This window comes from Terribacillus saccharophilus (genome assembly GCF_002272075.1).
GTDB classification, from domain to species: domain Bacteria; phylum Bacillota; class Bacilli; order Bacillales; family Amphibacillaceae; genus Terribacillus; species Terribacillus saccharophilus_A.
The window spans coordinates 1-21959 of the sequence record NZ_NPBJ01000035.1; the positions used below are offsets into that span (position 1 = coordinate 1).

At 36.6% G+C, this 21959-nt stretch carries 26 protein-coding genes and 1 riboswitch; of the genes, 13 read left to right on the plus strand and 13 right to left on the minus strand.

Going from position 1 to position 21959, the window contains the following annotated elements; genetic code table 11:
* Positions 1–92: 92 nt before the first annotated feature.
* From CHH48_RS16550 to CHH48_RS16560, 3 genes are all read right to left on the minus strand, one after another.
* Positions 93–1241 carry a glycerate kinase gene (locus CHH48_RS16550; protein WP_095220424.1) on the minus strand — a complete coding sequence of 383 codons (1149 nt, stop codon included), beginning with the start codon at positions 1239–1241 and terminating at the stop codon, positions 93–95.
* Between the two features lie 33 nt (positions 1242–1274).
* Positions 1275–2543, minus strand: a complete 1269-nt coding sequence (locus tag CHH48_RS16555) for a GntP family permease (protein WP_095220425.1) — start codon at positions 2541–2543, stop codon at positions 1275–1277.
* A 123-nt stretch (positions 2544–2666) separates the two neighbouring features.
* Entirely contained in the window at positions 2667–3773 is a 1107-nt protein-coding gene (locus CHH48_RS16560) for a CdaR family transcriptional regulator (protein WP_095220426.1), read from the minus strand.
* A gap of 131 nt (positions 3774–3904) precedes the next feature.
* Here CHH48_RS16560 and CHH48_RS16565 point away from each other — a divergent pair, with 131 nt between their 5' ends.
* On the plus strand, positions 3905–4444 hold the full coding sequence (locus CHH48_RS16565; RefSeq protein WP_095220427.1) for a sigma-70 family RNA polymerase sigma factor: 540 nt from the start codon (positions 3905–3907) through the stop codon (positions 4442–4444).
* Positions 4422–5843 carry a DUF4179 domain-containing protein gene (locus CHH48_RS16570; protein WP_095220428.1) on the plus strand — a complete coding sequence of 474 codons (1422 nt, stop codon included), beginning with the start codon at positions 4422–4424 and terminating at the stop codon, positions 5841–5843. The genes CHH48_RS16565 and CHH48_RS16570 overlap by 23 nt, the downstream gene beginning before the upstream one ends.
* Positions 5844–6030: 187 nt before the next feature.
* Here CHH48_RS16570 and CHH48_RS16575 read toward each other — a convergent pair whose 3' ends face one another.
* Entirely contained in the window at positions 6031–6708 is a 678-nt protein-coding gene (locus CHH48_RS16575; protein ID WP_095220429.1) for a hypothetical protein, read from the minus strand.
* A gap of 264 nt (positions 6709–6972) precedes the next feature.
* Between CHH48_RS16575 and CHH48_RS16580 the strand changes: the two genes are divergently transcribed.
* From CHH48_RS16580 to CHH48_RS16605, 6 genes are all read left to right on the plus strand, one after another.
* Positions 6973–8091 carry a ribonuclease YeeF family protein gene (locus CHH48_RS16580; RefSeq protein ID WP_176466480.1) on the plus strand — a complete coding sequence of 373 codons (1119 nt, stop codon included), beginning with the start codon at positions 6973–6975 and terminating at the stop codon, positions 8089–8091.
* 50 nt (positions 8092–8141) lie between these two features.
* Positions 8142–8654, plus strand: coding sequence for a polymorphic toxin type 15 domain-containing protein (locus CHH48_RS16585; protein ID WP_095220431.1), 513 nt, complete (start codon positions 8142–8144; stop codon positions 8652–8654).
* A gap of 1 nt (position 8655) precedes the next feature.
* Positions 8656–9210, plus strand: coding sequence for a T6SS immunity protein Tdi1 domain-containing protein (locus CHH48_RS16590; RefSeq protein WP_095220448.1), 555 nt, complete (start codon positions 8656–8658; stop codon positions 9208–9210).
* Positions 9210–9635, plus strand: a complete 426-nt coding sequence (locus CHH48_RS16595) for an immunity protein YezG family protein (RefSeq protein WP_255212183.1) — start codon at positions 9210–9212, stop codon at positions 9633–9635. The genes CHH48_RS16590 and CHH48_RS16595 overlap by 1 nt, the downstream gene beginning before the upstream one ends.
* A 181-nt stretch (positions 9636–9816) precedes the next feature.
* Positions 9817–9945: an Imm30 family immunity protein gene (locus CHH48_RS19975; RefSeq protein ID WP_095220433.1), complete on the plus strand. Its 129-nt coding sequence runs from the start codon at positions 9817–9819 to the stop codon at positions 9943–9945.
* Positions 9946–10000: 55 nt separating this feature from the next.
* Positions 10001–10492, plus strand: coding sequence for a DUF600 domain-containing protein (locus tag CHH48_RS16605; RefSeq protein WP_095220434.1), 492 nt, complete (start codon positions 10001–10003; stop codon positions 10490–10492).
* A gap of 104 nt (positions 10493–10596) precedes the next feature.
* Here the strand turns inward: CHH48_RS16605 and CHH48_RS16610 are convergent, their stop codons facing one another.
* From CHH48_RS16610 to CHH48_RS16635, 6 genes are all read right to left on the minus strand, one after another.
* Complete coding sequence (locus tag CHH48_RS16610) at positions 10597–11199, minus strand: hypothetical protein (protein ID WP_095220435.1); 603 nt, start codon at positions 11197–11199, stop codon at positions 10597–10599.
* Positions 11196–12068 (minus strand): ABC transporter ATP-binding protein, encoded by an 873-nt coding sequence (locus CHH48_RS16615; protein WP_095220436.1) that lies wholly within the window; start codon positions 12066–12068, stop codon positions 11196–11198. The genes CHH48_RS16610 and CHH48_RS16615 overlap by 4 nt, the downstream gene beginning before the upstream one ends.
* Before the next feature lie 15 nt (positions 12069–12083).
* Positions 12084–12767, minus strand: a complete 684-nt coding sequence (locus CHH48_RS16620) for a zf-HC2 domain-containing protein (RefSeq protein ID WP_095220437.1) — start codon at positions 12765–12767, stop codon at positions 12084–12086.
* A 3-nt stretch (positions 12768–12770) separates the two neighbouring features.
* On the minus strand, positions 12771–13256 hold the full coding sequence (locus tag CHH48_RS16625; RefSeq protein ID WP_095220438.1) for an RNA polymerase sigma factor: 486 nt from the start codon (positions 13254–13256) through the stop codon (positions 12771–12773).
* A 231-nt stretch (positions 13257–13487) separates the two neighbouring features.
* On the minus strand, positions 13488–14108 hold the full coding sequence (locus CHH48_RS16630) for an ATP-binding cassette domain-containing protein (RefSeq protein ID WP_176466482.1): 621 nt from the start codon (positions 14106–14108) through the stop codon (positions 13488–13490).
* Positions 14109–14685: 577 nt separating this feature from the next.
* Complete coding sequence (locus CHH48_RS16635) at positions 14686–15327, minus strand: ABC transporter transmembrane domain-containing protein (RefSeq protein WP_255212184.1); 642 nt, start codon at positions 15325–15327, stop codon at positions 14686–14688.
* Between the two features lie 71 nt (positions 15328–15398).
* Here CHH48_RS16635 and CHH48_RS16640 point away from each other — a divergent pair, with 71 nt between their 5' ends.
* The 3 genes from CHH48_RS16640 to CHH48_RS16650 are packed head-to-tail and all read left to right on the plus strand — an operon-like array spanning position 15399 to position 16681.
* Positions 15399–15902: an RNA polymerase sigma factor gene (locus CHH48_RS16640; protein WP_095220441.1), complete on the plus strand. Its 504-nt coding sequence runs from the start codon at positions 15399–15401 to the stop codon at positions 15900–15902.
* Positions 15899–16351, plus strand: coding sequence for a hypothetical protein (locus CHH48_RS16645; protein WP_095220442.1), 453 nt, complete (start codon positions 15899–15901; stop codon positions 16349–16351). Before CHH48_RS16640 ends, CHH48_RS16645 begins: the two co-directional genes overlap by 4 nt.
* Positions 16352–16369: 18 nt before the next feature.
* Positions 16370–16681, plus strand: coding sequence for a hypothetical protein (locus CHH48_RS16650; RefSeq protein ID WP_095220443.1), 312 nt, complete (start codon positions 16370–16372; stop codon positions 16679–16681).
* Positions 16682–17130: 449 nt separating this feature from the next.
* Here the strand turns inward: CHH48_RS16650 and CHH48_RS16655 are convergent, their stop codons facing one another.
* Positions 17131–18486: an amino acid permease gene (locus CHH48_RS16655; protein ID WP_095220444.1), complete on the minus strand. Its 1356-nt coding sequence runs from the start codon at positions 18484–18486 to the stop codon at positions 17131–17133.
* 123 nt (positions 18487–18609) lie between these two features.
* Positions 18610–18688, minus strand: a riboswitch (glycine riboswitch).
* Positions 18689–18950: 262 nt separating this feature from the next.
* On the opposite strand from CHH48_RS16655, the gene CHH48_RS16660 reads away from it, so the two are divergent.
* Positions 18951–19244: a hypothetical protein gene (locus CHH48_RS16660; RefSeq protein WP_095220445.1), complete on the plus strand. Its 294-nt coding sequence runs from the start codon at positions 18951–18953 to the stop codon at positions 19242–19244.
* A gap of 68 nt (positions 19245–19312) precedes the next feature.
* Here CHH48_RS16660 and CHH48_RS16665 read toward each other — a convergent pair whose 3' ends face one another.
* A complete protein-coding gene (locus CHH48_RS16665; protein WP_095220446.1) occupies positions 19313–20092 on the minus strand; it encodes a DUF2268 domain-containing protein in 780 nt (259 codons plus the stop codon).
* A gap of 128 nt (positions 20093–20220) precedes the next feature.
* Here CHH48_RS16665 and CHH48_RS16670 point away from each other — a divergent pair, with 128 nt between their 5' ends.
* Positions 20221–20931 carry a class I SAM-dependent methyltransferase gene (locus CHH48_RS16670; protein ID WP_095220447.1) on the plus strand — a complete coding sequence of 237 codons (711 nt, stop codon included), beginning with the start codon at positions 20221–20223 and terminating at the stop codon, positions 20929–20931.
* Between the two features lie 37 nt (positions 20932–20968).
* Here CHH48_RS16670 and CHH48_RS19895 read toward each other — a convergent pair whose 3' ends face one another.
* On the minus strand, positions 20969–21832 hold the full coding sequence (locus tag CHH48_RS19895; protein ID WP_281252969.1) for a M23 family metallopeptidase: 864 nt from the start codon (positions 21830–21832) through the stop codon (positions 20969–20971).
* Positions 21833–21959: the final 127 nt, after the last annotated feature.

Consider the following 21959-nt stretch of genomic DNA (forward strand, 5'->3'; position numbering starts at 1 on the left):
AAAACATACCGTTTGGTTTGCTCGTGCATACTGATTATTAAATACCCAAAAAGGATTGATCTCCACAGATCAATCCTTTTTCACATGCCAACCTATAACGGCATCCTAGACTTTACAGCTTTCATGGAAGCAGCGATGTTTCGTGCCGTTTTTTCCATATATTCTGCTGCATGTTCAAAAGCTTCCGGAAGTGTTACCACACCTGGAACAATGCTGAAAAGAACATCAATGCCATGCTCGTACACGACATCACTATCCTGAGATAATGAACCGGCAAGTCCTATCACCGGTACACCATATTTCTTAGCTGCTTTTGCTACACCGATTGGCGTTTTTCCATAAATGGTTTGACTATCAATCCGTCCCTCACCAGTGATAACAAGGTCTGCATCCTTGACTGCTTCCTCAAAATCCACAGCGTGCAGGACAATATCAATTCCTCTTTTTAAATCCGCATTCAAGAAAGCCAACAAACTTGCCCCAAGGCCTCCAGCTGCACCGACACCCTCTATATCCCGGAAGGACTTCCCAAGAGCTTTTTCGGCAATATCAGCAAAGTGGGACAAATTCTTATCGAGTAATTCAACCATATCAGGTGTGGCACCCTTTTGGGGACCGAAGATTGCGGAAGCACCTCTAGGTCCCGTCAAAGGATTATCCACGTCACAAGCTACTTCCACTCGGACATCCTTCAATCTATTATCCAAACCGGCTAAGTCTATTACAGCTAACTGTGCGAGTGCACCGCCGCCATCACCTATGTCTTTGCCCGCCTCATCAAGCAGCCTTCCTCCGAGCGCCTGAATCATACCGGCTCCCCCATCATTTGTGGCACTGCCGCCAAGCCCGATAATGATATGCTGTACACCAAGATCAAGTGCAGCAGAAATTAATTCCCCCGTTCCCTTGGTAGAGGTGGTTAAAGGATTCCTATCTTCTGTTGGGACAAGATGCAAGCCCGATGCGGCAGCCATCTCTATGACAGCTGTTTCCCCATCACCCATTAAGCCAAAGAATGCTTTGACTGGCTTTCCTAAAGGACCCGTTACAGTCCGTTCTTCAATCTTACCGTTTGTAGCATCCACGAGTGACTGCACGGTTCCCTCGCCGCCATCTGCCATTGGCATTTTATTGTAGACAGCATCCGGAAAAATCATTTTAAAGCCTCTCTCAATTGCATTAGCAGCTTCCAGAGCCGATAAGCTTTCCTTATATGAATCGGGTGCGATTACAATTTTCATAGCTATACATCCTCCCTTTCAGAATTGACTACGTTAACCAAACAGCTTAAAGACCCCAAATATCAGTGTCGAAATTATTGCAAGCGTCAGACCGACTAAAGACTCGTAAGGCATCAGCTTTAACCGTTCCTTGATGCCCATATTTACGCTTCCTGCTGTCGCATGGAAAAAGCTTCCGTGCGGCAAGTGGTCCAGCACCGTTGCACCCGCATGTATCATGGCAGCTCCTGCTAAAGCCGACACACCCAAATCCAAAATGGTGCCGCTGAAAACGCTGCTCGCTACTGCCGTACCAGCTGTTGTGGAAGCAGTTGCTGCCGACATGAAGATCCCGGAAACAGGCGCCAGTACGTAAGCTGGCAACCCTGTAGCGTTTAATGCATTAATCAAGACATCCTTCAATGCAGAGTTAGCTATGATTCCAGCCAATGTTCCCGTACCTAAAAGCATAATGGCTACGCCGGACATTTTATTCAAACCAGAAATTGCGTATTCATTGATTTTCCTCGTCTTTTTCATGGCGATTGCTCCAATGATACCCCCAATCGGCAAAGCAACCATCGGATCAATGTTGATATCAAATAGAGGTCGCAAAGAGAGCAGAATAATCGTGACTAGCGGCGCAATCAATGCAGTTATGAATATTGGCAGCTTCGTGTTATCTGTCATTTCTACATCCTGGCTCGCTACCGCAGTACCCTTTTTAACAAGCCGTTTGGCCAAGAGATACGTAACAGCAACACCGAAAACAGCTGGAATGATTCCGGCAGCCATAACGGATGTAAGCGGAACGCCAAATGCGTCAGAAGCAGCAATCGCATTCGGATTAGGCGACATAATATTCCCTGCCTTACCTCCACCGATCATTGCTAAAAGAATAGCCGTTTTTGATAAATTTGCACGCTTCGCAATTGCTAAGGCGATTGGTGATACAGTAATGACTGCTACATCTACGAAAACCCCGACTGTAGTTAGGATCATCGTTGCAATTGCTAATGCCAGCAATGCACGCGTTTCTCCGATTCTTTTGACTATTGTTTCCGCTATCGAGGATGCCGCCCCCGATTCAATTAAGACACCGGCCAGGATACCTGCAGCTAAAATACGCAAAACTGCCGGGATGATATCTTGTGCCCCTTCCATCATTAAGGCGACGGTATCTGTAATATTCACACCACCAATTAACCCACCGATCAAAGCTCCAGCTACCATTCCATAGGCTGGCGGCACTTTTCTTAAAATAAGAATAATTGCTATGACTAAGGCGCTTATCGCTCCTAAAGCGCTTACAGTAACATCCATGCTGATCCCTCCACAATGCGTAATCGTTATATAGTTATTGTAAGCGTTTTCTATAATGGTTGCATTGTGAAAAGACATAAAATAATCACGGGGAAAATTCACTCTAATTGTGCATTTGCACAATTAGCTAATATCATGCAGCAGCTTTGCCATATAAAGTTCCATTAAATCTTTTGCATTACGCGGGTCCTTGCCTGTCAGTTCGGTAATTTTATCAAGGCGGTACCTCAGCGTATTCCGGTGAATAAACAAGCATTCTGCGGTCTTGTTTAATTCTCCACCCTCTCTTATATAAGCTTCCAATGTATGGATTAGTTCTCCCTTTCTCCCTTGATCCAGAAGCTGGTGGTAGTAAGAAAAAATAGTTTTGTCCTCGTCCTCAACTAATTTTGCGAGGATTATCTCTAACTGGTAATCCTCGTATCGATAGAAGCTCCTGTTTGGCCTCAGCTTACTTCCTACCAGAATTGCTCTTTTGGCTTGATCAAATGACGATTTTAATTGTTTAATGTGTTCTGCCAATCTCCCGCTGCCAATTAGGATGGTGTTGGATGATACCTTTGACACCCGCTTCAAAAATGTGTTTATATCTTTATTGGTATCGATAACAACTGCTGCTTTGAGAATTATTATGTCATTATTAAAAGTGACACCGATCAAATCTTCCCTGCCAATTTCGTATTGAATAGATGCAATGAGTCTCTGAATCGAGGCATCTGAGCCCTTCATTACAATCGCAATTCTAGGAAGCTCTAAATTAATTCCAAGAAGGCCCGCACGCTCTTTTATTACTTCTTCATCCAAGCCTTCTTCTGAAATAAGCTGATTCACAATCTCACTTTGTGCCCTTTGCTTCCATTGCACTCTCTCCAGCAAAAATGACTGCTCCAACACTAATTCTGCCGCCATTTTCACAAGCTGGGCATAACTTCGGATTTGCTCCGGTTCACCTGTAATTCCCACAACGCCGACAACTTGATTATTAAAAAGGATAGGTAAATTAATACCCGGTCTTGAACCCTCCATACTCACAACACTAGAATGATCAATTTCAACACTTTCGCCCCTTTCAAGGACAAGAAGAGCACCAGCATGAAGCTGATCGATTCTTTCGCTGTCTCCGGACCCTATTATGACCCCTTCATTATTCATTACGTTTATATTACTATTTAATATTTTCATCGTACGCTCCACAATTTCCTGAGCAAGTTCATACGTTAAAAATTGCATCTTTTCACCCGCCTTGCTGATTCGTTTCATTTAGAATCTATTATAGTAAAGTTTGGATAAATAATATCTCTCTTTTAGTGAAACTTTTCCATTACATAACTGCTCTAACATAGTGAAAGGAGGGTCTTCATTTGGACAAACAAATAAAACTTGTCAAAAAAGCCATGCGCGGTAATGAAAAAGCATTTGAAAAGCTAGTAGAGAATGAAAGTGAGAAATTATATAAAACAGCTTTTTTATATATGCGAAATCAAGAGGATGCCCTGGACGTACTCCAGGAAACAATCTATAAAGCATATATATCGATAGAACAGATAAAACAGCCTGAGTTCTTTACCACTTGGTTAACAAAAATATTAATCCGTATTTCTTATGACTTCCTCAGGAAGAAAAAGAAAGTCATTCTAGAAGAAAGCTTTTTGTCTACCCAGCTTACAGAACAAAGTTATGACATTGAAGGTAAACTTGACCTTTTACATGCAATTTCTAAATTGAACAATAATCACCAGACCGTTATTATTTTATTCTACTATCATGATATGCCTATTCGTTGTATAGGCGAAACACTCAATATGCCCGAGAATACTGTTAAAACAAATCTTCGACGTGCAAAAATTGACCTGAGAAGACTATTGGGAGGGATGGAATATGAACAAACAGGACATCAATGATGAAATCAATAAAATAGAGTTCCCTCGTAATGAAGTGATGAACGCAATTAATAATGGAATCAAAATAGGCCGAAGGGAAAAGGGAATGAAAAATAAATCGGGTCTTAAAAAGGTCGTAGCTGCGTCATCAATTGCTGCCTCTGCCTTGCTGGTATCAGGATTACTATTCGCACCAGTCACCAACGTTCTTGCTTCTGTCCCGATAATCGGTGCTATATATGATAGATTCAGTATGCAAATCGGATATGAATTGTTTGAAAGCAATTTGATTACTCAAATAAATGATGAAGCAAAAAGTAATGGTATAGAGATAACTATTACAAGTGCTTATTATGATGGGAATGTCATCGGTCTGACATTTAAAGCGGAAGGAGATAGGGTCTCTTTGGATAGGATTGGCGAGCAAGAAGAACCTGAAGTGGGATATAGTTTTCACTTATCTGACGGTGATGAACAAAAACAATGGTCATCCAGTATGACAACTGGTTTGGAAAAGACATCGGACGGCTACGTGGGTGCAATGGAATTTGATAATCCCAATGCTGATCTGCCCGAAGATTATACATTACCACTAACCTTCACCTCTATTACAGGAGTAAAAGGTATCTGGAAGTTCGACGTTCCAGTTAAGCAAATTCCTTCAGAGACAATAGCCGTAAAAGGTGAAAGTATCTCTAAGGAAAATAAGGATTATTCTATTCAAATAGATTCGGTCACGAAAGGGAAAGCCACCACATTCTTGGATTACAAAACTACATTCCCACTAGACGGAAAAAATGATGAAATTAATATAACTGTATTTGATGATAAGGGCAATCGTCTCTCGAAAAGTCATGCAGATGTGCTGTCAGTAAATCAAAGCAACGGTCTAGTGGAAAATGATATTAGAGAATTATTTAGCAGCAAAATAGCAAAGAACACTGAGTATCTAACAATTAAACCCGAAATTATAAAGGACGAAGTAGATACCCTAAGCTCTTTAGATAAGCGCACTCCTTTTGTTGTAGATAGTAATCGATTTGAATATAAAATACAGGTTAACAATATTAAACAGAATGAAAATCAACTTATTTTAGAATATGGTATTCAAAATGCTGATTCTGAAGAGTTAGGAAAAGATATTGTCCAAAACTTCGCAGACTTCATCATGCTTATAAAATCTGATAATATCCATAAAGATGATGACGGACAGCTAGATATGAATCAAATGGTTGATCATCAAATTCGTAGTAATCAAGCAAAAGAAATAGATGATGATTATCCTCATTTTCAATCTGTCTTTACCATTAATAATGTCAAAGATATAAACATAAAAGACTACTCTCTAACCGTTCCATTTGGTATATTAAGCAGCAATACGCCTATTGAAATGGAACCAGTTATAGTTGAATTAAAATAGTAGTATTAAGGGGGGCTAATCTTAGTCCCTCTCCTTTTTTGCAAGCTGAGTTCTCTTTCTTATTTCTATAAATTCGCCTCTCGCCAAATAATTCTCTCTATAATTCAACTAGCGGACAATCAGGTGGTGAAGAATATCATAAATTTAGATGTATTAACATCCAGCAACAAGACTACAGTACGAGAAATCAAATCCCCCCTGTTATCTTGTCTATTTTCAACTGACTAACAACAGAAGAAATTAATGTATCCAATGGATTAATGATAGGATTAGATGTCATGTACTCAACTTCCTTGGCTGCATCAACCATAGATAATTGAGCAACAGAGATAATCTTATCTCTCTTAATGATTTTGCTAAGGTACTTGGAAATCTCTCTATCGTATTCCTGTTTCAACCCTTTCATAATTAACTCAAAAGTATTATCTATGACGATTACATCTATATTTAAAGTTTTTTTATGCTTCGAAGCATATTGATTCAGTCGTTCCATCGTACCATTCACAGTAGCGGGATTTGTAAACAGGATTGTCTGAGGTTGTTTTATATTACTAATGATTTCAAAATAAGGTTCATCAATTTTATAAATAGGGATTGATGTTGATAGTTCTTCTTCCTGTAAAACTGCAATATAGTTTGTGCAGGTAATGAGAATAGCATCAACATTACATTGAGCAATCCATTCTATTTGCTGTTTAACTTTGTTTTGAGCTTCTGCTGCTTTGAAAGTTTTATCAAATGTGACTCGATGCATTAAAGCTGGATCAACAAAATGGATTAATTCTATATCATATGATGAAAGAGCCTTCTCGATATAATCAATATTAGAATAATGGGCATGTAGGCACCCTAACTTCCTTTTCATATCAATTTCACTACCCTTTTATTTTAATTCAGACTATTCTATCAATTATTCATAGGAGTGTCTATTACGTTAAACATAAATACTAGGAGTCTCTTCTCCATATACTACGCTGTTCCCCTATATATATAAGTCTTTCGCCTTGTTTTTTTATAATGCAGCTATTTATTACCAGTAAATTCGATGTGTTTTTCTCATTTTCCCTTACACCAAAATTTCCCTTTATTATAATCAAACTAGGACAATAGCTAACGGAAAAATCAGGTGGTGAACAACATTAAAAATCTAGATGTTCTAGACATTCAGCAGCAAGTTGACAGTACGAAAGATTTTATCAGTAAAACAAAAGAAACCGTCGAACAAGTCAAGCAAGCCCTAAACGGCATCACAACCTTACATGATGGATTTTCAGGAAACACTGCGGATTCCATCCGCTCCTTCTATGAAGAAGCACACAAGCCCTTCCTCGAATTCATGGAAAGCTTTTTGGTACAATATGAACAGGCACTAAGCTCCGTCAATGATCAAGTCCTCTCCTTCGAACCGAACGAAAGTGGCTTCATCCGCCAGGAATTTTTAGAAGGCGAACTGACCAATAAAATGCAAAAAGCACAGGACAGTCTATCTGCTACAACTGACGCAATTAATCAGCAGCTTAATAGCGTCAGAGATCTAGCATCCGTATCACATGTAAAAGATGACGCATTCCTAGATTCCATCGCCGATGCAAAAAAGAGAATCAACAAGACAGTTGATAATATGTATGAGATGGACTCGAATGCTACCAGCAAGCTGGATAAATCCGAGGACGATATGCAGCAGATGAAGACTTATATGTCTAAGCTGAAAGATGCGATTGATAAGAATAATATTACTGTAGACAAGTTTAATATCACCCAATTTAACAGTGCGTTTTTCTCTTATCATGATGAGTTTAAGCTGATGGCTAAAGGCAGAAATGCTCTTGCGACTGGTGAGAAGGCTGAGATTACTGCTGAAGAATTCAACCAACTATACCCCTATATTAAAAATAAAAAAAATGTAATAGATGAATATTACGAGTGGAATGGTACCTATCACACATTAAAAGATGGACGTATCATTCGTGAATACATGCACGATACTGGTGTTTCTTATGAATTTGTTGATAAGATTCCAGAACCGCGCTCTAAGCCGCTTTCGGATACAGAAGAGTTTGTGTATGGAGCAGTAGGCGGAGTTTGGAATTTCTTTACGGAGGATCTTGCCACTGTTTTGAATCCGGAGGCGACTAATGGGGAAAAAGCATTTGCGTTAGCTATGTTTCTTCCTGTAGGGAAACCAGTGAAGATAATTGATAAGGGCAGCGGATTTGTTTCTGATGGTATTAAATCCTTGATAAGATAATAGATAGAAAGTCTGCTGTTAAAAAGAATAGTAAAGATACTAACGGTGATTTGAGTAGTGTCCAAAGAATTAAAGAAGTAGAAGTTAATTTTAAAAGAAACCCAAAACATGATCCTATTGAGTTCGAAAGACAACTACAAGCTCAAGAACGCGGTCTAAATTCACTTACTGTAGATGGTTTTCTCGGAAATAGAAATAAATATTTATCTGACGGCAGAGCAACTCAGGGCAATACTGCTCAAAGACTAGCAAGACAAGAAGCACTCAATGAAAAAATCCTCGAGTTACGTAAGCAGGGTTTAAGTAGAAATGAAGCCAAATTAGAAGCAAATAATTGGCTTAAAAGTCAGGCAGCATTGCATAATCCTGACCAAATTGCAGGAGGAAACCCTTCTGATATAGGAGGACTAGGAGATAAAAGGATAAATTCATCACTAGGATCTCAATGGAAATCACGAATACAGGAAGTTGATGATCACGTTAAACAAAGCTCAGATTTAATGTCGAAAGAGGCACAAGAATCAACATATTTAAATGTTAAATTGAAGGAAAAAGGTGATTAAAGTGGAAAATCAAAATGATATCTTTCTCGATTTTAATATTGAAGAAAACGCTCCAATATCCGTAATTGAGGATTTTAATAGCAAGGTTCCTTCACAAGTTATAGATATTTGGAAAAAGCACGGATTTGGCAGCATATTACAAGGTTACCTTAAGATAGTTAATCCCCATGAATTAAGTAATCTGCTGAAAGATGTATACGTCCGCCACAATGAGTCAATTCCACTATTCGTAACTTCAATGGGGGATATAATAGTTTGGGAAAAAGGAAGATATCTAAACTTGCTAAACTTCAGAAGAAATAGAGTTGATGTTATTTCAGCTAGTTTTGATTTTTTCCTAGAAGATTTAAATGACAATGATTTTCTTTCTGAAGATTTAAATTGGCTTCCTTACCCTGATGCTGTTCAAAAATATGGGGAACCTTGTTTTACAGAATGTTTTGCATATGTTCCCCTTTTAGGATTAGGCGGACCAGAAAAAGTTGAAAATCTAGAGAAAGTCAAATTTGTTGAGCATATTTATTTGATTACACAATTTATGGGACCCATACAATAATGAATAAGAAGTTAAGTCCAATGGATAAAAACTTCATGGATTATAAATGCATAGTAAACACTTTAGTTGATATGATACCTGAAGAATGGGCTAAAATATATTTATATGCTGAGTACAGAGAAGGATATAAAAAAGTATTTTTCTATTATTACCCTGAAAATAAATCTAAACCAATTTATAGCCTTGATATAATAGATATATTTAACATAGACGAAGATGACTTTGATCGATTAGAAAATGAATTATATTCATGCTTCACAAACTTATGGCTAGAATTTTCTAAAGAAGAACAGGAATCGTGGAGTCACTTGACTTACATCTTGGATAGCAACGGAAAAATGAAAATCAATTATGGATATGATGACCTTTCTGAGATTAGCCCTGTTGAAAAACAGGAAAAATGGGAATCCGAATATATAAAATGAAAAGTTAACAGCCCTTCTATATACAGAGGGCTGTTTCTTTAATAATAGATGAAAGGTTGGAGGTAGCTTAATTTGGTTATCTTAGTCAAACTGTAAAGTTTAAAGGATAATCGTCTATTACGAGAAGACTAAGAAGTAGAGAAATTCGAAAAGGCTATAGAAAATAGAAAATATATTAAAAATGAAAGACGGAAACCATATTACTCTTCTATGCCAAGGATTTCATGATGACACAAATAATAATGAAATAATGTTTGGATTAATTCATGCAATTGAGCGTAATTTCCGACACCCAAAAGAGGGACTCTAGAGGAGTTGATATTGAATGAAAAGAACATTAAACAACATCTTAGGAAAGCTTCTTTATGAAGGTTTTTGAGGATCACCTTTCTAAGTTACAAGCAGATATTGTAGCAATCTGCCTTGAATATGTTAACAACCAAGCAGAGGATATTTATATGTACTGCTCATTTGAGCCAGAAATTTTCACATTTGATGTGTTTTATAAGATTGATGGCTCTGTGGTATTAAAGAATGAGCTTAATGAAGCAGTTACATCTAGTAAAAAAGGTTATCAATATGATACATCGGACAATAGACAGGAAGCCGTTTTGGATATTGGCACCAAGAATTTGGAGGAAATATACCAAAAATGCAAAGAACATGGAAGAGATATGCCAGCTGAGATAAAGATGCATTATGATGTCAAAAAAAATAGCCTTACAGCAAAATATAATTACGATCAGTCATTTTCAGAACCAGATGATTTGTTACCTGAAGAACGTTTTGACATGTGGTTTGAAGAGCTTAAAAAAACAATTAATAGATGTGTCAGAATTCATACTGTATTATTTTAAGTTTTTTCAAAATCAACGCACTAATCATGCGTAAATTTCTTAAGTAGTGAATGGACCGATTATGAAAAAGAGAATTTTATTAAATCTAACATTAATAAAAGATGTTAAAAAGTAGAGAGTAACAGTTGATTGATATTGCTAGATACTTCACTTGAAAAAACAGAAGAGCATATAAAAATAATAAACATGCTTGCAAGAAGAAACATATTACTTGTAACTAGAAATAAATCACCCCAAGTGTTGTAAGTGCCAAGCTTTAAAGGTTTATCGAAACTTGCAAATCCAACATCTTGTATACTTCTAATATCGAGTTGGTCAAAAGTTATCTTTTCTCCATTTCCCATTGCTTCATTCATTTCTAAATGGATATCTCCTTCTTTAGGGAAGAAGGTCTCACCTATATACCACGAGAATACATCAAAAGGTCGTTTTTCTTCATCAGCTTCACTTTGAAAATCATCCATATAGTCTGTCAAAATCTCCCTGACTTTTTGATCGTCAAAGTCGCCTGAGTATTCATTTGCTGTATCAGAATAGAACTCTGGATAGCCCTTATCTGCATTTGTTTGTTCCACGTAAGAAACTTGAGAATAATAATAACCCACTAAAAAAATTCCAGCTATAACCACTAACGAAAGAATACTTGTAATAAGAAAAGTCCTATTCCTTATTAATTTATCGAGTTCATATTTTATAAGAGTTATCATTTTCCCACTTCCTCTCTTAAATAATATAAATATAAATCTTCTAATGTAGGTTGAACCATTGTTGCATTCCTCGTAGGTTGTTCTTTAGAAATAACTCGCAAAATCATTCCTTCGGTTTCATGTTTCTCATTACTTACTATATATTTTGCTCTCATTTCATCAGCAGCCGCTGGTTGCACGATACACTCCCAAACTTGTCCTTCAATTTCTTTTACAAGTTCTACCGCGGTTCCTCTATTTTCGACCTTTCTATTATTCAAAATTAAGATTTCATCAGCAATATATTCGACATCAGAAACAATGTGAGTAGATAGAATGATAATTTTTTCTTTTGAAAAAGAACTAATTAGATTTCTAAACCGAACCCTTTCTTTTGGGTCCAAACCAACTGTTGGTTCGTCTAAAATCAATACTTTTGGGTCATTTATCATTGCTTGTGCAATTCCTAAACGCTGTTTCATTCCACCAGAGTATTTCTTAATTTTTTTATTTTTTACAGCCTCCAAACCGATTAAATGTAATAATTCATTACATTTCTCTTTAGCTGTTTTATTATCTAATCCTTTTAAAGCTGCCATATATAATAAAAATTTAAGTCCTGTAAAATCAGGATAATATCGGAAATCTTGAGGTAAGAACCCTAATATAGATCGAAATGGAACAGATTTTTCATTAGTATCTTCGCCGTTATAAATAACCGTCCCCTCATTTGCCTTAATAACACCGCAAATAATACGCATTAACGTCGTTTTGCCTGATCCGTTTGCACCAAGCAAACCATAAACACCCGATTCAAGTGCAACAGAAATATCATTTAACACTATATTTTTTTCAAATTTCTTAGTTATATTATTGATTTCTAAAGTCATATAGACCAACCCCCTCTAGTTAATATCTACATTGTTGTACAAATCCTTTAATAATATTTCTTCTGTACTGTTTTTATAGATAATCTGTAATTTGTCTTCATCTGTCAATGTTTTTTCTTCCCCATTAGGTAGCAATAAGGTATTCTTATCCAAAAATGTATATGTGCTATCCGTACCATCTTGGAGGGAATTAGCTAAATCTGAAAACTGATTTAATTTTACATCAGTAAAAAAGTTCCAACTTTCGTATACGATAATCTGATTCTCATACTCTTGATCCCCATATTCTTTCTTAGCTAAAAGATATCGATTATCTTTTTTTGTTTGAAAAGTGACTGTGACAACATTATCTTGATGATGAATAGTCGTCTGCACATTATTTTCATCTGCTACCCACATATGGACAAAAAGAAAATAATAACTAATAGTTAAGACAAGAAATAAGGATAACATTGTCCCTATAATCATAAAAATCTTTTTTTTACTTTTGGAACGCACCTTTTTCAAATAGTCTACTTTTTTCTTCTCGTCTTTTCGTTCATTTATGTGTTCAATGAATAATTCTTCTCGCATTTCATTTACATATTCCCGGCAGTTTTCACATTGCTCCATATGTTGTTCCATTTGTCTATTCGTCTCTTCGCTCGTTAAATTTTCTAGATAGTTTGGAACTAAATCTCTAAAAACATCATGATTCATACCCTATTCACCCTTTCGTATATATTGTTTAGCACGATAAAATGTTACTCTCGCCCAATTCTCTGATTCTCCTAAGATAGAGCCGATTTCTTTAAAAGATAAATCCCCCAATAGCCTAAGATAAATAACTTCCCTCTTTTTCTCACTAAGCTGATGCGTTTGTTTGAAAAAATGTATTTTATCTTCATTTCTAAAGTAATCTTCTTCCAAGTTATAAGATAATGCATTGTCGCCACTTAATGATTCCGCCAATTGATGCCTTTTCTTTTCACGATTCAGTTCCTGTAGCCACACGTTTTTCGCAATCGAACAGAGCCATGTAGAAAATTTTGCTTTTCCGTTATTGTGGAAGTTGTCAATAGACTTAATCGCCTGATAAAACGTCTCTTGTGTCATTTCTTCGGCAGACTGATAATCATTATTGGTTAGAGTTAATAAATATTTAAAGACAAAGTCCGCATATTCTTGATAGACATCTTCTGTGTTCACCATGTTCCTCCTTTTCATATATTAAGCAAAACCGTCTAAAAGTTTACTCATCTATATATCCAAAAGAATGATGATTCGTTACAACATTTTTAATTTTTTTAAAAGTTTTTTTGAGTTTAAATAAAGTAGGTATATATTTCTTAATATATACCTACTTTAACTATTATTTATCTGATTTGATCAGTACATTAATCACAAATCTAGAAAGTGCACCTATATATCTAAAGTATGTCAAATCGTTACAAGATCATTTTTTTCTACTTGAATCATTTTTATCTGATTATTTTCCATTAGTAAGCATTGATCACAATATTGCAATGTATTTTTATCATGAGAGATAGATATCACCGTAGTTCCCTCAAGAGAAAATATAAAGGAAAGAATTTTATGTTTACTTTCCTCATCAATGTTGCTGGTTGCTTCATCTAGAAGTAGCAATTTAGGTTTATTTATTAGTGCTCTTGCTACACCAATTTTTTGTTTTTGTCCTCCTGATAGATTATCCCCATTTTCAGCCAATAACATCTCTAAATCATTTAAATTCGAAGGGTCTAAATGGTAAAGGCCGCATATTTCTGCTACTTTATTAATGTAATTTACATCTACTTCCCTTAACGGTGTCCCCATTATTAGATTATCTAAAATTGTTCCTTCAAAGACAAATGACATTTGATCTACATATGCAATATCTTCCCTCAATGTATCTAATGAATATCGACTATATGGTTTTTCACCTAAATAAACGGTTCCGTTTGTAGGAGAATAAAGTGAAGCCATAATTTTTAGCATAGTTGTTTTACCTCTTCCACTATTACCAGCTACTCCTACTTTACTACCTTCTTTTACTTCCAAATTAATATTTTCAAATATAATAAGAAAAAGAGACATTTTCAAATTTCAAATCATGACTTTGCAGTATCTCTTTTTTTACAATTGGTAACTCTACTCTCTCTGTCTTTACTTCATACAAATCATCCAATCTTTGGGTCAGTACTCTGAGATTTTGAATTTCATTCTGTACTAATACGAGTTGTTGTATTGGCGAAATAAAACTCATCATCATACTTTGAAATGCTACAAGAGAACCTAAAGATAATGTACCTTAAATAACCAATTGACTTCCCCTTGCTAGAATAGCTAAGCTTCCGACAGACTCAGTTAATGTTACAAGAGATGAAGCTGTACCTTCGAGTACACCAATATTATATTGCTTGCTATTTGTTTTATATATCTTACTAATTATTTTATCTAAGAACCAAATGCTGCTTTTTTGCATTAATATTGTTGAGCTCCCTGAGACCGTTTGATTTAAAGCAGTTATTGATTCAGAATAATGTGTGTAGTATTTCTTTCTATTCTTTTTTAATAATGGAAGAAAAACAGTAAATATGATTGAATAGATAGCTATCATGATGAGAACATAGAAAAATTATTGATGACTCAAACTAAATAAAATTATACCGCCCACTAGTGCTCCTATAATTTCAGTAGTTAATGTAAGTATTACAATTAAATATGATTGTTGTATTTCACTAATACTCTGGAATCTAGATAATATTTCTCCAGTCTCAAAACGAGATAAACTTTTGGGTGGAATCTTTATCAAATGTTGTAAAAAGGATTCCGACAGCTTATTGCTTAGTGATTTTACAGCTTTTGCATTAAAAATATTCTTTATAAGCGATAGAGCTGTTTGAAATAAATAAAAAATAAGTAGACTAATTATAAGTGCTATGAAGTTAAAATCTTTTGGCACAAATCCATCACTAATTGGTTCATTCAAAATGTAGTTGTCTATTACAATTTTATAAATCCAGGCGCCCAAAAACGCTATTAAAGAAATTAGTATTGATAAAAATATTACAGAAAAAAATAATTTTTTCTCTCTATATAATATCCTTAAATATCTCTGATAACTTTGAAAGGGTTTTTCTTCTTTTGAAGTTATATTTGTGATTTTGTTTTGCTCAAAACAAATTACAACCCCAGTCCACATTTCAATGAATTGATCAGCTGTTAAGGTTATATTACCGTCTCTAGGATCGAAAACTTTAACTTTGTCCTTATGTATAACATGTGTAACTTTTTATTATCTTGGTTCGTCTTCTAAGTGAAGCTGGCCAGCAGAAAGGGGTTTTCAAGGTGAATAGGAGGGAACCTCTTGATCTAATCACCGAAGAGTACGAGAGGAATTACCCGAATTTAAAGAGATATCTAATGACATTAACTAGAGATGAACAGTTAGCAGAAGATATCATCCAAGAAGTTTTTTCGAAATTATTACAGATGCCCGAATTGATTTACTCAACCACATCACTTGAAGGATGGTTGATTAAGGCCTCAAAAAATAAATTAATCGATTATTTTCGGAAAAAGAGACCCTGTTTGCTTGAACAAGACCTAATAACAAATACAGGTGCAACAGATAAAAATGAAATGGAACAAAAAATTATTCGAACTGAAGCAATTAATGAACTTCTTTCTGATTTGAATGCAATCGATAAGAATATCTTTTTGCTTAAAGAACACTACGGATTCACTTTTAAGGAAATAGCAGCCTTTCTCAATCTTCCAGAGACTACACTGAAAGTACGTTTATTTCGAATGAAAAAAAGATGGTTAAAATATAGGGAGGGAGACAAATGAAGAAGGAAGAGGAATTTCATATATTAGCTAAGGAATTACTTGTATTCTACGATGAACTTGATTATGAAGTTAAAGTTATATTGGATAACCATTTTAAAGATTCCGAAGAATATAGAGAAATAAAGTCAATGAGTTCCTTCGATTATATGGAAAAAGAAATTAAAGAAGAAAGAGTTACCTCGGGAGCTCTCACTAATGAATTCAAATCATTAAAGTTATTTAGGCAATTGATTATGGGGTTATTGGTTTTATCTAGGGCGATATTGATATTTTCTTTGTTTAGTGGATCAGATATAAATATGACTGTTATTAAGGCAGACGCAATTTTATATTACGTACCTTTAACTATAGTGGCGAATATCCTTACGTTTGTAGGCTTTAGGAGAAGAGTATTTTGGTCGTTCTTAACTTTTGATGTGTTATTCTTGTTAGCTTTTCTATTGTTTTAATTTAGGGAGATGGAATAAATGAGAAAAACAGCTATAACAGGTGGAGTCTTAGGATTAATTATTTCATTACTAGCACAACTATTTGCGGTTGTTGATGACTCTTATACCTTTGGAAACTTTGGTTTATTAGGGATTATTAGTGGAATTGTTGCAATTGTTGGAGCGTCATTAATAAAAAGACGTCCAGTACTTGCGAGCATATTGTTAATCATTACAACTGTTACAGGCATTTATGGATTATCTGTCTTTTATATAATCCCAGGAATCTTAACACTTATAACGGGTATCTATCTATTATTTAAAAGAAGTAACCGGCAAAAAACTGCATAAAGAGAAGAGAAGCAGCCAGTTGGTTGCTTTTTTTATGCTCAAGTCTTAAGTTGTAGTAGGATATCCAAGCTTAAATATTGATTAATACTAAAAGATAGTTAGAGTGTCAAATAGAAACACTAGCTATGTATAAGTTTACGTTATAGAAGAGTATGTATTCATCACATCGAATGGTCATGTTCGAAATCCATACGAGTCCGATTGGTTGATGAGTTGGAAATTTACTTTCCCGCAATCGGACTAGCTCCTTTAGAATGGTTTCGAGAGGTACTAGTACGACTTAGATTTAGTATCGAAGGAACTGAAAACCATATTACTAAAAGATAATCTCTAAGTTAAAGGAGTCCATTTATAATAGGACTCCTTCAGCTGCTTCTTCTTTGACTACGAATTACAAGTTAAACACTGCTTTAAAAAGATGAAATCATAAAGAATTTGAGAAATGTATTTTAATTTGATACCTTAGTCCTCTTCCGCCTACCCCAATACAAACCAAACAACAAAACAAACCACAAAGGCGTCAACAACAACGCCGGTCTTGTCTCATCAGCCACCAACATAATAACCAGAACTCCCGCAAACAACGCCAGCACAGCATAGTTCACAAACGGCGTAAACGGTGCCTTAAACGTTGTTTTCTTCTGTAATTCCGGACGTGTTTTCTTATATTTAATATGACAGATAAGAATGATGCTCCAAACCCAAATAAAACAGATAGCACTAATGCTCGTGACAATTCCAAAGGCTTGTTCCGGTATGAGTTTGCTTAAGAGTGCTCCCACAGATACGACAATGGCAGATAGCCATAAAGCGTTCGCTGGAACGTGCTTTTTGTTCAGTTTAGCAAGCTGGGCTGGGCCTTGATCTTGTTTGCTTAGATTATATAAGGTGCGGCTTGTGGAGAACATGCCGCTATTCCCTGCTGATGCTGCTGATGTTAATACGACGAAGTTGATGATACCTGCAGCGATCGGGATACCAACTAAACTAAATGTCTTCACGAATGGACTTTCGGCTGCATTCAGCTCAGTCCATGGATTTATCATTAATAGGATTAGTAGTGCTCCAACATAGAAAAATAATATTCGTAATGGAATTTTATTGATCGCTGATGGGATGTTCTTAGCCGGGTTAGCTGTTTCAGCTGCGGATACCCCGATTAATTCCACTCCAACATAAGCAAAGACGACCATTTGGAAGGCTAACAAGAAACCAGAAATTCCATTCGGAAATAGTCCTCCATGGTCCCATAGATTCGTAACCGAAACTGTTCCTGTATCTGTTTGGAAACCTATCACCAGCAGAACAATTCCTATCCCAATTAAAGCAAGAATCGTAACTACCTTGATCAATGCGAACCAAAACTCTAATTCTCCGAATAGCTTTACCGTTAATAGATTAAGCCCTAATAAAACGACTACACAGATAAGTGCAGGGATCCATTGCGGGATCTCAAACCAATAGTTCACATACACCCCGACAGCAATGACATCTGCCATCGCTGTCATAATCCAGCAAAACCAGTACGTCCACCCCGTCACGAACGATGCCCAAGGTCCAAGATAATCTTCAGCAATGTCTGTAATAGATTGATAGCCTGCTTTCGATAAAAGCAGCTCACCTAGTGCTCGCATCACGAAAAACAGTGCTATACCTACAATCAAATAAGCAAAGATGATAGAGGGACCAGCCAGCTGTATCGCTTTTCCGGATCCCAAAAATAATCCGGTACCAATCGTACCGCCAATGGCGATCAGCTGCACATGTCTATTGGATAAGTCCCTCTTTAACTCTTGTTGTGCCAAATCTAGCTCCTCCTTCAATTCAACCCAATAAAAAAAGAGATTGGAGGCTCTCTCCAATCTCTTGATCACAAGAATAACAAATACTATTGGTCATACGCGCGCAGCATAACACAAATACATATCCGATACTCTTCTGTCCTTTTGCCTGAGATTGTGAACCCTTCGGCGCCGCGACTTTCGCGGTCTCTCCAGAAGCTGCTCCTGCTATAGTGTGATCCATAGCATTCATAGCTTTATTATTAAGTTATTTAGATTCTTCCTGAATATTGATTATTCTAGTCTTTGTTAGATTTTTTGTCAAACCCTATTTTGTATCTCGGCTTGTCATTAACGTTGGCAGCAACATGTCAACATTTTATGTGCTGTTCACCAAGATTCCGCTAAACCCCTAAGATACGTGTACCCTTCGATATTTTATTCAGGACATATAATACCCTGTATCCTAAAATTATGGAGGTGAAGATATGTCAGTTGGACAATATCGTTCATTATGCCAAAGATATAGCGGTAAAGCAGTTGAAATCCGTTGCCATGACGGAAAAGTTCATAGAGGGATTATACAGCGTATAGACCGAGATCGTGTTTATTTGCAGCCTATGGGCCGCTCCAGGAATTTTGGCGGTTTCGGTTATGGAGGTTATGGAAATGGTTATGGCGGCGGTTACGGTCGCAGTTTTGGCCGCGGCTTTGGCTTTGGTTTTGGAGTAGCTTTTGGGGCCATCGCAGGAATAGCCTTGCTTTCTCTATTCTGGATCTAACTATATAGTTTCAATATAGATTTATCATGACAGCGCATGAAAAAGCCTGGAATTGGTGCAGCCGGGCTTTATTCATGTTCACCAGACTCCATATCTCCAGTAATAACACTAGCATCAACAGCCAGCAATTCTTTACTGGATAAGCTGTGTCTTTCCATATAGTTTTTAACTACATGATAGCCAGCACAATACCCCAGCATCTTCGGATATTTACGATAACCAAACAGAATGGCTTCATATTCATAATCCTGGCGCAAAAGCTGCTGCTTCGGAACAATATTTTCAGACCACATTTTTTCGATTTTCTTATCAGAATAAAAGGATGTCCAGCTAGCAGTCAGTTCTTCTCCCAATCTCTCCCTAACAGCATTTTCAGCTATCCCTTCTAATACGATTGTATCCAATAAAGTGTACATCTCTTCCTTTTTATCCAAACGATTCAGCCGGCAAACATGGTTATATTCATGCGTAAATATTGCTTTGATCTCTTCCTCCGTATTTTCTGTTGATATAAATAAAAAAAGCTTATCCTTGAATGCCAGACCGGATTTTCCACCCAATTGCTTTTGAATCCATTTATTACGTTCATCTGAAGGGAAAATATAGATAGGTATATCCGGACCTTCCCACTCCTTTTGCAGGAATGCCTCGTCCTGCTGCACAACCTCCCACACCTTAGCATCCAGTTGTTTATTCTTCTTTAACGGGCGGTACATGCCATGACGTATGAAGTAATCATATATTTCAGCTGCAGAAGCATCAGTAAAAAGTTCAGTTAGCTTCTCGCATAGTGCGATCGGATCATCATAATCATCAAGCAGCCATTCATCCGTTCTGATTACGCTCATTTTCCTCCCCCTAACAACACTAATTTATTCAATGGAAGCGAGTCTGGTCAGCATGAAGGCTAATAGCACAAAACTTTTCCGTATTCATAGCATATTGCAATGATGTCATACAAAGGCAGGGGTTACGTTTGAATTACACATATCTTGAGTGTCTAGCACTATTTGGAGTAGGCGGTGCACATCCCGGTGGACTGCAGTTAACAAAGAAAATATTAGCTGAGGAGAAAATCAATGGGGATACCACCCTACTGGAGGTAGGATGCGGCACAGGGCAAACTGCTGCTTATCTTGCACAGCAATACGGCTGCAGTATTAATGTCTTAGACAACAACAGCATTATGGTGGAGAAAGCCCAGCAAAGATTCTCAAGTTTGGCTTTATCGATTGATGCCAAAGTCGGAGACACAGAGAATCTCCCCTACCCGGATAAGCATTTTGATATTGCTCTCTCGGAATCGGTCATTTCCTTTACTAATGTTATTGCCACAATTCCCGAAATCAAAAGAGTGCTGAAACGAAACGGCAGATTGCTCGCAATTGAAACTGTACTGGAGCAAACAATCTCAGAAAAAGAACAAACTCAGATTATTGATTTTTACCGATTCCCACAATTATTTACAGAGAACGAATGGCTGACAGCTTTTAGAGATGCTGGATTTCAACGAGTAGATGTAACAAAATATCAACCAGGATTGGAACAGGTTGATGAACAGCATGCTGCTGATTTCTCCCTGTCAGAAACTATTGATGATGCATTGTTAGAGATATTGGGAAAACATGAAGAAATCATGCAGCGAAATAAAGATAAGCTGGGGTTTCGTATATTCAGATGCAGTTAAAACACAAAAGAGATTGGAGAATATCCAATCTCTTTTCTTAATTAGAGACAGTGTCGCCCTGGATAGGTTCATAACCGTCCTTAAATTGAATCCGTATCGCATTTCCCTTCTCAAGATCATCGGAATCCATAACTTGAAAATGTAAATGAGGTTCGGAGGAGTTACCAGAGTTGCCGCAGTTTCCAATACATTGGCCCTCTCTTACCTCATCCCCTGTTTTAACTTTGATAGAGTCCTTCTTTAAATGAGCTAACATACTGTATTCTTTATTTGCGTGCTCGATAAGCACATAATTCCCTTCGGGCAGATCTGGATCCATCTCACCTGGGACATTATCCTTCACTCCATCAAGCACTTGGATAACTATGCCATCTGCCGGTGCTACTATCTCTTCTCCAAAGGCAAAATAGTTTTCACTTATATTGTGAGCACCTTGATAAGACAAACTATCCTGTACCCTTACTAAATCATACGCATAGCGCTGATTTTCATATACATAATGATAGTTTATGAATTCATTAGTACCTCCCCAAAAGACAAACCAGTCACCCTTTATCGGCATGATATATACATTCTTCGTAAGGATCTTATCACTTTCAGGGTAAGTTATAAACGGCTTTAAGAGGAGACTCTGTATCTGCTGTTCTTCGTTAAAGGCTACATGAATTGCTTTCTCTCTTTGATCATCTATCCAAACATAGCTGTCTAACTTCTGCAAAACAGTCTTACACTCAAGATTATAATGATCAATACCTTCATTAAAAGATGCTGATAAATCTCGAAAATCGCTCAATGACACTAACTGTTGGAAATCGCTTGATGTATTACGATAAATATCTTCAAACTGCCCGCTTCTGAATACTTCACCAAAATCTTCTGGGATGATAGAACTGATTGGCAATTATAAAACCTCCTGGAATGTCGTTTTCGATCTAGGAGGACTGAACCAAGGATGTTACTTATCATGCTACCATATAATTCATTTACAAAAATAGTAAATCACTCATATAAACAAAGAAGAGGCTGGG